The following is a 12,071-nucleotide window of genomic DNA, read 5'->3' as shown; positions in this document are numbered from 1 at the left end:
TGAATCAATCCCGACTGTTGTACTCGCAGACCCACTCCCCTTTGACGAGCTGCCATGACTCGTTCTCGGAAGGGCACGGCTCATCTGGCGGCCCATCCGGCTCCGCCGTGAGCAGATCCCCTGCCGCGCTGAACAGGTCCAGCGCGCGGTTCGGCGGGTCGTCCTGGCGGTGGCGGTCGATGAGGCTCTTGTCGGGATCGCCCAGGTAACCCTTGATGCCGACGCGGAAGCTGTAGGCGCCAGTGTCGTAGGCGCGCACTTCGCCAACGCCCGAGAGCGGGAAGCCGAGGCCGCTGAACTGGTACTCGGTGGCGAGCTTGAGCGATTCACGCCCAAGGATAGAGGCGCCGCCGATGCTGAGGCGCCAGTCGTCGGTGGGGTACCAGGCCACATCGCCGATGGCGAAGAAGCCGCTCTCGTCCGTCATCAGGGCGTCTTCATAGTCGATCGCCGCCCAGCCGGCCCAGCCCTCGAGGCTGATCCGGTCGAGGTAAAGTTCTGCTTCGGGACCGATGGCGGCGAGCCGCGCGCCATCGGCGACGACCACGCCGGCGGTGACACCGAGGAGGTAGGACGAGGGATCGCGGGTGAAGGCATGCAGCGCCCCACCGAACGACCAGGTGTCATCGATGTTGCCGATGGCGACATCGCCCTGCACCCCGAAGCGTTCGCCGATCGGCACCGACAGCGAGCCGGCAGCGCGGAAGGTGGCGCTCTCGGGATCGGTGATGCCGCCGAAATCCAGCTCCAGCTTGCCGTTGATGGCAGAGACGGCCGGCAGCACCAGGTCGACATACTGATCTTCGACCGGCTCGGGCGAGGTGAGTATCAGGTCCGCGGCAGACGCCGCGAAGCCGAACGGAATCGAAAACACGCTGGCCAGCAGCGCTGCTTTAGTCACGCGTAAAACTGACATGGTCCGCCCTCAACAACTGGGCGAAAGACTTGCATCGCAACAGAAATCTGGCAAGGCGGCTGTCCTGTTTACTGGAAGATTTGAACAGCAGCGTTGCCGAATTGCTGCAGCGCGGCAAGGGGATGGCGGCCTATCCAACGCCCCGGCGGACGGCTAAAACGGGCGCCTTGCAAGGGAATCCACATGGCCGAACGGAGCTTCGATTTCATCATCTGCGGCGGCGGCTCGGCGGCGTCGGTGGCGGCGATGCGGCTGGTCCGGGATTTCGGCTATTCGGTGCTGATCATCGAGCGCGGGCCGCGTTCCACCAACCGGATCATGGCGATGCCGGCCGGCTACATGAAGTACCTGGCGCAGGATACCTTTCTCGAAATGCACAAGACCGTGCCGCAGCCGCAACTGGGCGGCCGGGCGCCGATCGTGCCGGTGGCGAAGGCCCTGGGCGGCGGCAGCGCGGTCAACGCCATGGTCTACATGCGCGGCCAGAAGGAAGATTATGACGGCTGGGCTGCGGAGCTCGGCAACACCGAGGAGTGGAGCTATGCGGATATGCTGGGGCATTTCCGCGGGCTCGAGCGCAACACCCGTTTCAACGACCAGTTCCACGGCATTGCGGGGAACCTGCGCGTCTCCGATCCCGGTCATATCTCCGGCACCACCGAGGATTTCCTGCTCGCGGCGCAGGGGCTCGGCCACCGCTACAACCCCGATTTCAACGGCGAGCGGCAGAACGGGGCGGGCATCATGCAGCACACCTACGGGCAGTGGGGCCGCCACAAGGAACGCTCGGACGGCAAGAAGGCCTTCCTCGATCCGCTGCGGCGCGACCGGCGGCTGACCATCGTCACCGAGGCGCGGGTCGACCGCATCATCATCGAGAATGGCCGTGCGGTCGGCGTCGCCTATACCCGCGATGGCGATCCGCACGAGGCACGGGCCGGGCGCGAAGTGCTGGTCGGGGCCGGCACCTACAATTCAGCCAAGCTCCTGATGCTCAGCGGCATCGGGCCGGCCGACCATCTCGACGATTTCCAGATCCCGGTGCTGGCCGATCTCCCCGGCGTCGGCTCGAACCTCATGGACCACCACGAAGTCCCGGTTATTGCCACCACCAAGGGCAAGTCGGGCTATTTCGGCCAGGACAAGGGCTGGCCGATGCTCCGCAACGGGTTGCAATACCTGCTGTTCAACTCCGGCCCGGTCACCACCACCGGCATCGAAGCCTGCCTGTTCTACGATCCCGATGGCGGCGAGCGGCCGACCATCCAGCTCTATTGCGCGCCGATCGTCTACCAAGACCGCGATGTGTCGAAGGCCAAGCCCACCTGGGGCGTCACCCTGACCTCATGCCTGTTGCGCCCCAAGGCGCGCGGCACGGTGCGGCTGCGTTCGGCCGACCCCGCGGCACAGCCTTTGGTCGACTGCAACTTCTTCGGCGACTCGGACGATCTGCGGCTCACCCTCGCCTCGATGCGCCACGCCCGCCGGCTGCTCGAGACCGAGCCGTTCCTATCGAAGATCAAGGACGAGATCCTGCCGGGCAAGGACGTCACCGACCTCGCCGGCATGACCCGCTTCGCGCAGGAGACGGTGAAGACCAACTACCACCCATCGGGCTCGCTGAAGATGGGGCGCGACGACGATCCGATGGCGGTGGTCGATGCACGGCTGCGCGTCCGCGGCGTCGACGGCCTGAGGGTCATCGACTGCTCGATCATTCCGGCCATCCCGTCGGCCAATACCAATGCCGCCGCCATGGCCATCGGAAGCAAGGCGGCGAGCCTGATCGCTGAGGACCATCGATGATCGAGACCGTCGAACTGCCGGAAATGATCGCCATCGGCGTCTTGGTCGAGGCGCATTGGAACGACTTGCCCAAGGCGATACCCGCTGCCTGGACCCGGCTGTTCGAGAGCGATACCGGCGCCACCTCGTTCCTCGAGGTGTCGATGTCGCGCGAGGGCGGCATCTACCGCGAGCTGGTCGGCTATCTCGCGGCGAAGAAGACCGAGGTGCCCGAGGGCATGGTGCGGATCGTCATCCCGGCGCAGCGCTACCTCAGGATCGTCCATGATGGCCCGCTGGTCGACATCGCCGCCGGGTTCGAAAAGCTCTATGCGCATGCGGCGGTAGCAGGACTAAAGGCCACCGACTACAAGCTCGACTTCGGCTATTCGCCCGGCCTGCCGGCGGGGCGGCACGAACTGCACGTGGCGCTGGAGCCGGAGCCGCTGCGCATCGGCTAAGCGGCCGTTCACCGCGAGTTCAGGGCCGCTCCGCCAAGAGCCCTGCCGACCTGAAGAGGGATGCCCATGTACCAGCCACCAGCCTTTCGCGAGACCGATCTCGAAACGCAGCAGGCATTCATCGCGGCGCATCCGCTCGGACTGTTGATCTCGTCCGGCGAGGGGCTGCTCGCCAACCCGATCCCGTTCCTGCTCTACGCCGGGGAAGGGACGCTGGGGACGCTGCGCTGCCACATGTCGCGCGCCAACCCGCAGTGGAAGGCACTGAATCAAAGCCCTGACGCGCTCGTGGTGTTCCAGGGCACCGAACACTACATCACCCCCAGCTGGTATCCGCAGAAGGCGGTCGACGGCAAAGTGGTGCCGACCTGGAACTATGCGATCGTCCAGGCCCGCGGCAGCGCTCGGATCATCGAGGATGCCGCGTGGCTGCATGCAAACGTCTCGGCCCTCACCGACCAGCACGAAGGCAGCCGGCAGAAGCCATGGGCGGTGTCGGACGCGCCGGACGCCTTCATCGCCAGCCAGCTCAAGGGCATTGTCGGCATCGAGATCGAGATCGCCGGCATCGACGCCAAGTTCAAGGCTAGCCAGAACCGTCCGGAGTTCGACCGAGTCGGGGTTGCGCATGGCCTTGCATCGGAAACCGATGCCGAGGCGCAGGCGATGCGCGAACTGGTGAAGGCGCGCGGCGGCATCTAGCCGCCCTTGCGGATCACTGCGCCACTCTCCACCTAGGGCGGTCGCAACGTGAGCCCTGCCCCCATGAGCCTTCCCGCGCGCCGCCGGGCGCTGATGCTGGTCAATCCCAATGCGCGGCGCGGTACCGAAAGCCTCGATCCGATCGTTAACCGGCTGGAAGCCGGCGGCATTGACGTCGCGATCGAGCGGTTCAGTTCGCCGGGCGAAGTGGCGGCCGATATCGTCAGGCGGCGGCATGAGGCCGACCTCGCCATCGTCTGCGGCGGCGACGGCACCATCAACGCAGCGGCCAATGGCGTGGTCGCGGCGGGGCTGCCGATGGGCATCCTGCCGATGGGGACGGCCAATGATCTCGCCCGCACGCTCGAGATCCCGACCCAGCTCGAACTCGCCGCCGACATCATCATTGCCGGCAACCAGCGCAAGGTCGACCTCGGCGACGTCAATGGCCACCCGTTCTTCAATGTCGCGACCATCGGGCTCGGCGCCGACCTCGCCATGGGACTGACGGCTGAGACCAAGCGGCGCTGGGGCCGGCTCGGCTATGCCATCGGAGCGCTCAAGGTGCTGATGCAGGCGCGGCCGTTCAGCGCCACGATCATCAACCGCGAAGGCACCTCGCACGTCAAAACCTACCAGATCGCCGTGGGCAATGGCCGGCACTATGGCGGCGGCACGGTGATCGAGCAGGATGCCAGCATCGAGGACGGTACGCTCGACCTCTACAGCCTCGAGATCGACAATGTCTGGAAGCTGGCGCTGATGCTCAGCGCCTTCCGCTCCGGCACGCATGGCGCCTGGGAAGAGGTGCGCACCGCCCGCTGTGTCGAGTTCGACATCCGCACCAGGAAGCCGCGGCCGGTCAATCTCGACGGCGACATCGTTACCCAGACTCCGGCGCATTTCCGCATCCGCCCGGGCGCCATCACGGTGTTCGCGCCACCGGCACTGCCCACGGCGTGAGCGGTTCCGCCTCACGGCGGAGAGTGCTATGATCTGAGGGCCGGTGCGCGACTGGCGCCGGCGTTCATGACCGGAGGCTGCCTATGCAGGGTATCCGCCACGAAAACGTCGATCACGGACTAGAAACCCAGCACGAACTGCATCTGTTGCCATGGCCATTCCTGGTCGGGCTGTTCGCGGTATTGGTGCTCGTGGTGTTCTTCGTCGTCGCCAACTAGAGCGACAGCCATAGCCGGCGGCCCGGGATGAGAGGCTGTCGCTGAGTCTGCTCCACCGCCTTAGGTCGGCACGGTGTATGTTGGTCGGCCTTCTCCCCTTGTGGGAGAAGGTGGCCGAAGGCCGGATGAGGGGTTCGCGAAACGAAGTGTAGCGCGATCGGAGCGTAAGCGACGAGCGACACGGTACGCGGAGAGATACCCCTCATCCGCCCTTCGGGCACCTCGCGGCGAGGGCTTCGCCCTCGTCCGCTGACCACAAGGGGAGAAGGCACTACGTCCACTGTCAGTGGCTCCTCATGCGCGATGTCGGCTGGTCAGCTAAGCACTGCCGATCAAAATCCCCGCAGCAAACACCAACGCCCCGCCGACCACCACCTGTAAGGCGGCGCGCCAGAACGGGGTCTGCATGTAGCGGTTCTGGATATAGGCGATGGCCCAGAGCTCGATCACCACCACCAGCGCCGCGACGCCGGTGGCGGTCCAGAAATGCGGGATGAGGAAGGGCAGCGCATGCCCCAGCCCGCCCAGCGTGGTCATCGCACCGGTGACCACGCCGCGGGTCATCGGCGAGCCGCGTCCGGTCAGCTTGCCGTCATCGGCCGCCGCCTCGGTAAACCCCATCGAGATGCCGGCGCCCACTGCCGCGGCGAGCCCGACGAGGAAGGTCGACCAGGTATTGCCGGTAGCGAAGGCGGCCGCGAACACCGGCGCCAGCGTCGACACCGAGCCATCCATCAGCCCGGCGAGACCGGGCTGCACATAGGTCAAAAGGAACTGCCGGTGCTCTTCGCTCTTTTCGGACGCCCGCTCTTCGGCGCCGAGCACCTGTTCTTCGAGCTTGCCCGCAAGGTTCGCGTGCTCGCGCTCCTCCACCGCGAGATCGCCGAGGAGTTTGCGCACCTCGACATCGGTGGTCCGCCCGGCCGCCTCGGTATAGAAGCGCGACGCCGCCGTCTCCATCTCGAAGGCCAGCTGGCGCACCGACTCAAGGCTCATGGTTTCCATCAGCCAGACGGGCTTGCGCTCGATGAAACCGCGCACATGCTCGCGCCGGATCGGCACCAGGCGCGCGCCGAACTTTTCGACATAGAGATCGAGCAGCCGGCGACGGTGCCCGTCCTCCTCGGCCGCCATGCCCTCGAACACCTTTGCCGTCGCCGGATAGCGCGAGGCGAAGCGCTCGGCGATCTCGGCATAGATCGCGCCATCCTCTTCTTCGGCGGCAACCGCCAAGGATAGGATCTCGCGTTCGTTCAGCGAGACGAAATCCCGCCGATTTGGGTGAAGAAGTCGTGCAAACATAGCGCTCTAGCCATTCAGTTTAGAATTATTCTAAACGTCTGAGGCGGCGCGGGCAACCCCCGGTCATGCCTTTCGCTGATATCGAGCAAAGGCCGAACCTTGCCCGAGTGGGCATAGTCTCGCGCCGCCGGAACGCACGCGGCGGAACCCGGCCAAAATCCACAAGCGGAGGAAGACCCATGTTTTTGCGATTGAGCCTCGCCATCGGCCTCGTGGCCGCCACCACAATCGGCGCCTCGGCGCAAACCGCCACCGAAAGCTGGCGGCTGGGCGGGCTGAAGATGCCGGAATCGGTGATTTTCGATAAAGCCAACAACCGGCTGATCGTCACCAACATGGTGACCTTCGGGCCCGATGGCGGCGCCGACGGCTACCTGTCGATCATCTCGCCGGACGGCAAGCTGGTGACCGAGCAATGGACGACTGGCCTCACCGACCCCAAGGGTATGGCGATCGTCGGCGACAGCCTGTTCGTCGCCGACAGCAATGGCCTGGTCGAGATCAAGCTGAGCGACGGCAGCATCATCACCACCCACGCGCTCGAAGGGGCGATGTTCCCCAATGACGTCACCACCGACGGCACCGACGTCTATGTCAGCGACCTCATGGGTTCGGCGATCTACAAGCTCGCGGGCGGCACGGTGGAGAAATGGCTGGCCGACGAGAAACTCGCCACCCCGAATGGGTTGTTCATCGACGGCAAGACCTTGATCGTCGGCTCGATGGGCACCGGCATGAAGCCCGATTTCACCTTCGACACCAAAGGCGGGCTGCAGGCAGTGGACCTCGGCACCAAAGCCATCACCCCACTGACTGGCGCTATGCAGATCGCCCTCACCGACGGCGTCGCCCGGCTCGGCGACAGCCTGGTGTTCGACGACAACCCGGCCGGCACGGTGCTCACTTATGCCGATGACAAGGTGACGACGCTGACCACGCTGGCCCCGGGTGCGGCGGACCTGTGGGTTGAAGGGAAGATGATCTATGTGCCGCTGACGCAGACCGGGGAGCTGGTGGCGCTTACGGTGGAGTAGACTGCACGCTTCGTGTTCGCTGCTCCCCCCTCCCCTGTCCCGGCCATTCGAGCGTAGCTCTCATGGCCTTCTCCCCTAAAATCGCTCCACTGGAGCGATTTTGCCTTCGGCCGGCTCGAAGCCCGCAAGGGGGAGGGTGCCCGCCGGTGGGTTGGGCGCGATCGAGCCCGGAACTGGATGCCCACCTCCCCCTGGACGGGAGGCAAGCGAAGCTGGTCGCGAAGCGACTTAGCGTAGCTCGGAGGGGGTGCGCGGAGGCACGGTGTCGCCCCCCTACCCCTCCCGCCGCTTCACCTGCGCCACATAGCCCTCGGCTGAATCCGGCACTTCGGCCCGCAGCCACTCGCGGAACAGACGGACCTTTTTCGGCTCGCGCCGGCCTTCGGCGACGATCAGCCAGTAGCCGAGGTCGCTCTCGACCGAGGTGGCGAAGGGGCGGACCAGCCGGCCGTCGCTGACCGCGTCGGCCGACATCATATCCACCGCCATCAGCACGCCCTGCTCAGAGATCGCCGCGTCGAAGGCGAGGGCCGGGTCGTCGTAGCGCGGGCCGGTGAGCTCGATCGGCTCAGCCCCGGCTGCGGCGAACCAAGGTTCCCAGGGCAGCATCGAGGCGGTGTCGCGGATAAGCGGCACCTGGGCGAGATCATCCGGCGAATGCAGTCGTTTCGCTATTGGTGGCGCCGCCACCGGGCTGTAGCGCGAGCCGCCGACCAGTTCGGCCTTCAGCCCCGGCCAGTTGCCGCGGCCGAAGCGGATGCCGAAGTCGATGTCGGAATGGACGAGATCGATCATCGTGCCGGTCACCACCAGCCGCACCTCGATTTCGGGGTGCAGCTTGTTGAACTTGGCGATGCGCCAGATCAGCCAGCGCGAGGCAAAGACGCTGCCCACGGTGAGGGTCAGCACCTTCTCGTCGCCCGGCTTGAGATTGCCCACCGCATCGGCCAGTGCGGTGAAGCCACTGGTCAGCTGCGGCAGGATCTGACGCAAGGCGGCGGTCGGCCGCAGACCCTGCGGGGTGCGCTCGAACAGCTCGAGCCCCAGCCGCTCCTCGGCCCGCCGCAGATGCTGGCTGACGGCACCCGGCGTCACCCCGAGTTCCTCGGCGGCCGGAGCGAGCGCACCGCGGCGCGCCACGATCTCGATGGCGCGGATGGCATTGAGCGGGATGGGGAACGGGCTTGGCATATAGATTTTCTATATCGATGTGGAATTCTTGTCGATTGGCGCGACCAGCCCGGCAGCACATATTGGGGCATACCCGGCACCCAAGGAGGGCTTCAAAATGTACAAACTGTTCAGCGAGTTGCGCCTCTGGCTGGCGCGGCTGTTCGAGATCGACGGCGATGAGACGGGCAACGACCCGCTCAGCAGCATGAGCTCACGCGAGCTGGCGGATCTGCCGGTGTATCACCCGCGGTTCGATGGCTGCATCGGGGCGTAATCACCCACCGGCTGTGCCGCCCCGCCCCTCGCCCCTGAGGGGAGAGGGTAGTGCAGCTAGGACCGTAGGTCCGTAGCGGAACTTGGGTGAGGGGTTCAGCTTCTCAGCGAGCGCGAGTTGCGCCGCTTCACCCCTCAACCGGCCTTCGGCCACCTTCTCCCTCGGGAGGCGCTATTGCGCCCCCTTGGAGGGGAGAAGGGAACGGCTGCGCAGCCGGTGTGCTTTGCTACCCCTCACCCTAGCCCTCTCCCCAAAGGGGCGAGGGGACGCACTTTGCGCTGCCCGTGCCACACGTCACCTAAGCCAGCACACCCGTGCGATACAGCGTCACCCGCAACCCGCCATGCAGCACCGGGGCGCCGTTGGGCAGGAACGGCAGTGCCGTGGCCCGCGCCAGCCCCACCTCAGTGGTGATCAGCCCGACACGCCAGCCGGAAAAACGTTCGCGCAGCACGCTGCCGAGGCTGCGATAGAGCGGGCCGAGCGAAGCGCTTTCGCCGATGCGGGCGCCGAAGGGCGGGTTGACGATCACCAGACCCGGTGGGCCCGGCGGGCGCTCGAGCTCGCCAACCGGCAGTTGCCGGAACTCGGTGAGCCCGGCGACACCGGCGCGCTCGGCATTGGCCCTGCTCATCTCGATGGCGCCGGCATCGCGATCGCTGCCATAGAACCGCACCGTGGGCTCGCCGCGCGCCGTCGAGCGCAGCGCTTCCCAGCGGGCGCGATCGAAGCTTGCCAACTGCTCGAAGGCGAAGCTGCGCGAGCGGCCCGCCTGCAGGCCGGCGGCAATCTCGGCCGCTTCGATCACGAAGGTGCCCGAGCCGCACATCGGGTCGAGCACCGGCTCATTGCCGGTAAAGCCGCACTGGCTGAGGAACAAAGCCGCCATGGTCTCGCGCATCGGCGCGCGGTTCACCGCTTCCTTGTGGCCGCGCTTGTGCAGCAATTCGCCCGAGGTATCGACGCTGATGGTGACCAGATCATCTTCGATCCGCGCCATGACGGTTAGCGGCGCCTTATCGACGACGGGCGCGCCCAGTTCCTCGCGGATGGCGGTGGCGACGCGCTGCGCGGCGGCCCCGGCATGATAGATTTTCGATTTGCGGCAGCTGGCCTCGACCGCCACCGCCACGTCGGGCCTCAGGATCGCCGCCCAAGGCAGTTTTCGCGCCCGCTTGTCGAGCTGCGCCAGATGCATGGCGCGGAAACTGGCGAAGCGGGCCAGCACGCGGCTCGCACCACGCAGCTCGAGATTGGCGCGCCAGACCTCGGGCCAGCCGCCGGTGATAGTGACGCCGCCCTCCACCTGCCTGGGGTTCGCGAACCCCAGCCCCGCCGCTTCGGCGCGCAAGGCCGCCTCGAGCCCGGGAGTGGCGACGAGGAAGATCTCGAACGGCGCGTTCGGATCGAACTCACGCGGCTGGGCATCGGGGAGGTGCGACATGCGGCTGCTGTAGTGCATTTCCGCCTGACAGGCCAGTTCATGGGCCGTTCAGCGGGTGCCGACTAGATCGGCCGCCCATGGCGCTTGGCGCCTTCCCTCCTCGGGAGAAGAAAGATGAAGATGAAACACCTGTTCTCCAAGCTCCGTAACCGTTCGCCCAAGCCGAAGGCACGCGACTGGTCCACCAGTTGGACGCCGCGCGACTGGGCCGACCTGCCGACGCACCATCCGCGCCGCGAAGACGACGCGCTCTGAGATCCCGATGAACGCCGCCGCTCCCATGGTGATCCGCCCGGCGCGGCTGGGTGATGCGCTGGCGATTGCCGCGCTGCACCATGTCGCCGTGCATCAGCTGGCGGCGCCGTTCTATCCGCGCGAGGTGCTGACACACTGGAGCCCGCCGGTGACGCTCTCGAGCGCCGAGCGGCGCTATCGCGAAACCCAGGAAGATGGTGGGCTGACGCTGGTGGCCGAACAGAACGGCACGCTGGTCGGCTTCGGCATCGTGGTGCCGGAAGCGGGCGAGATTTCCGCCTGCTACGTGGCGCCCGAAGCGGCGCGCCGCGGCATTGGTCGCGCCCTGCTCGCCGCCATGGAAGCGGCGGTCAGCGCGCATGGCGTGCACGAGATCAACGTCCGCGCCTCGCTCAACGCCAAGAGTTTTTACTCGGCCTTCGGCTACCACGTCAGCGGCCGCGGCGAATACCGCTTCGAGGACGGCACGGTGATGGTGGTGGCCTTCATGCGCAAGGACAACTCGCCGGTGGTGTGAGGGTATATTGGCCCCACCCACGGAGTCATTCCCGCGCAGGCGGGAACCTATGTTTTCGCGCAACCCTCACCATCGCCAACGGAGATCCCCGCTTTCGCGGGGATGACACCGGTGGGGTGTTGGCAACGGATCGGCTGAAGCACTCCGAGGGCGGTTCTTGCCCTCGAGCTTGCCCACCCGCTGGCTGTCATCCCTGCGAAAGCAGGGACCCATCCACCCACTTGCGTTGTGGCGAGTTGGGTCCCCGCTTTCGCGGGGATGACACCGAGTTTGGGGGTGCTTGCGGAGCGTCGTTCGCGTGCCGGCGCTACCGCTTTGCGGCTGGATGGGCCTTTTCCTGAACGCGCTCAGGGCAGCAGCAGCTGGCCCAGCGTGTGCTCGAGCCAGGCGGCGTACTGCTCCGGCGTAAGGCCCTCGATCCGGGTCAGCATCAGAAACAGTTCGGGGCTGGCGAGGCGCCAGATTTGGGCCAGGGCCGCGGCCTCACTCATGCCGTCGCGCAACGGCCCCTTGGCGGCCAGGGCCTTCGCCACCAGCGCCAGGTTCTCGCGCCGCCCGGCATGGATGGCGTCATAGACCTTCGCCACCTCCGGGTCGGCTTCCGCCGCGACGCGCAGCACCGCCACGACATCGGCCACCGCCGAGAGTACCTGCGCGATATCGCGGGCGAACAGCCTGAGCATCTCGGCCTGGTCGCGGGCAGCCGCCACGGCCCGCGGCCCCTCCTGTTCGACCAGCGGCGTCGCCGGATCGCCACGCCGCACTGCGCTCTGCACCACCCCGAGCAGCAGCGCGGACTTGCTGCCGAACACGGCGTAAACGCTCTCCGCCGATACCCCTGCGGCGCGGGCCACCGCGGCGATGGTCGTCCCCTGCCAGCCATTGGCAACGAATAGCTGGCGCGCCGCCGCGACAATGGCGCCACGCGTGTCGGCGGCCTGCTGCTGGCGCAGGCGGGACTGATATTTTCGGCGGGGTTCGGGCTGCTCGGTCAATTCGCTATGCCATTACCATATTGACTACAGTG

At 66.5% G+C, this 12,071-nt stretch carries 14 protein-coding genes; 9 read left to right on the top strand and 5 right to left on the bottom strand.

Annotated features, from left to right (window positions below; translation table 11 throughout):
- Positions 1–4: 4 nt before the first annotated feature.
- The gene (locus tag AC1ROK_RS04400) at positions 5–916 is read right to left on the bottom strand and encodes a hypothetical protein (RefSeq protein WP_492844197.1); all 912 of its coding nucleotides are present in this window, start codon (positions 914–916) and stop codon (positions 5–7) included.
- Between the two features lie 183 nt (positions 917–1,099).
- Between AC1ROK_RS04400 and AC1ROK_RS04395 the strand changes: the two genes are divergently transcribed.
- The 5 genes from AC1ROK_RS04395 to AC1ROK_RS04375 all read left to right on the top strand — a co-directional run bounded on the left by AC1ROK_RS04395 (position 1,100) and on the right by AC1ROK_RS04375 (position 5,045).
- On the top strand, positions 1,100–2,722 hold the full coding sequence (locus AC1ROK_RS04395; RefSeq protein WP_492844195.1) for a GMC family oxidoreductase: 1,623 nt from the start codon (positions 1,100–1,102) through the stop codon (positions 2,720–2,722).
- Positions 2,719–3,162: a GyrI-like domain-containing protein gene (locus AC1ROK_RS04390; protein ID WP_492844193.1), complete on the top strand. Its 444-nt coding sequence runs from the start codon at positions 2,719–2,721 to the stop codon at positions 3,160–3,162. The genes AC1ROK_RS04395 and AC1ROK_RS04390 overlap by 4 nt, the downstream gene beginning before the upstream one ends.
- 66 nt (positions 3,163–3,228) lie before the next feature.
- Complete coding sequence (locus AC1ROK_RS04385) at positions 3,229–3,864, top strand: FMN-binding negative transcriptional regulator (protein ID WP_492844191.1); 636 nt, start codon at positions 3,229–3,231, stop codon at positions 3,862–3,864.
- A gap of 63 nt (positions 3,865–3,927) precedes the next feature.
- Entirely contained in the window at positions 3,928–4,827 is a 900-nt protein-coding gene (locus AC1ROK_RS04380) for a lipid kinase (protein WP_492844189.1), read from the top strand.
- Positions 4,828–4,910: 83 nt separating this feature from the next.
- On the top strand, positions 4,911–5,045 hold the full coding sequence (locus AC1ROK_RS04375; protein ID WP_257720954.1) for a hypothetical protein: 135 nt from the start codon (positions 4,911–4,913) through the stop codon (positions 5,043–5,045).
- Between the two features lie 318 nt (positions 5,046–5,363).
- Here AC1ROK_RS04375 and mbfA read toward each other — a convergent pair whose 3' ends face one another.
- Complete coding sequence (mbfA, locus tag AC1ROK_RS04370) at positions 5,364–6,347, bottom strand: iron exporter MbfA (protein ID WP_492844187.1); 984 nt, start codon at positions 6,345–6,347, stop codon at positions 5,364–5,366.
- A 179-nt stretch (positions 6,348–6,526) separates the two neighbouring features.
- Here mbfA and AC1ROK_RS04365 point away from each other — a divergent pair, with 179 nt between their 5' ends.
- Entirely contained in the window at positions 6,527–7,381 is an 855-nt protein-coding gene (locus AC1ROK_RS04365) for an NHL repeat-containing protein (RefSeq protein WP_492844185.1), read from the top strand.
- A 273-nt stretch (positions 7,382–7,654) separates the two neighbouring features.
- On the opposite strand, the gene AC1ROK_RS04360 is transcribed toward AC1ROK_RS04365, so the two are convergent.
- Positions 7,655–8,572, bottom strand: a complete 918-nt coding sequence (locus AC1ROK_RS04360) for a LysR substrate-binding domain-containing protein (RefSeq protein WP_492844183.1) — start codon at positions 8,570–8,572, stop codon at positions 7,655–7,657.
- Positions 8,573–8,669: 97 nt separating this feature from the next.
- On the opposite strand from AC1ROK_RS04360, the gene AC1ROK_RS04355 reads away from it, so the two are divergent.
- Positions 8,670–8,828, top strand: a complete 159-nt coding sequence (locus AC1ROK_RS04355) for a hypothetical protein (protein WP_492844181.1) — start codon at positions 8,670–8,672, stop codon at positions 8,826–8,828.
- 298 nt (positions 8,829–9,126) lie between these two features.
- Here the strand turns inward: AC1ROK_RS04355 and AC1ROK_RS04350 are convergent, their stop codons facing one another.
- A complete protein-coding gene (locus AC1ROK_RS04350; protein ID WP_492844179.1) occupies positions 9,127–10,290 on the bottom strand; it encodes a THUMP domain-containing class I SAM-dependent RNA methyltransferase in 1,164 nt (387 codons plus the stop codon).
- Positions 10,291–10,386: 96 nt separating this feature from the next.
- Here AC1ROK_RS04350 and AC1ROK_RS04345 point away from each other — a divergent pair, with 96 nt between their 5' ends.
- Positions 10,387–10,527 carry a hypothetical protein gene (locus tag AC1ROK_RS04345; protein WP_492844177.1) on the top strand — a complete coding sequence of 47 codons (141 nt, stop codon included), beginning with the start codon at positions 10,387–10,389 and terminating at the stop codon, positions 10,525–10,527.
- Positions 10,528–10,534: 7 nt separating this feature from the next.
- Entirely contained in the window at positions 10,535–11,044 is a 510-nt protein-coding gene (locus tag AC1ROK_RS04340) for a GNAT family N-acetyltransferase (protein ID WP_492844175.1), read from the top strand.
- A gap of 347 nt (positions 11,045–11,391) precedes the next feature.
- Here AC1ROK_RS04340 and AC1ROK_RS04335 read toward each other — a convergent pair whose 3' ends face one another.
- Positions 11,392–12,039, bottom strand: a complete 648-nt coding sequence (locus AC1ROK_RS04335) for a TetR/AcrR family transcriptional regulator (RefSeq protein ID WP_492844173.1) — start codon at positions 12,037–12,039, stop codon at positions 11,392–11,394.
- Positions 12,040–12,071 lie beyond the last annotated feature (32 nt).

This window comes from Devosia sp. GW821-FHT12F11, assembly GCF_058806655.1.
The sequence above is the reverse complement of the archived record's forward strand: the minus strand, read 5'-3'. Positions and strand labels throughout refer to the sequence as shown.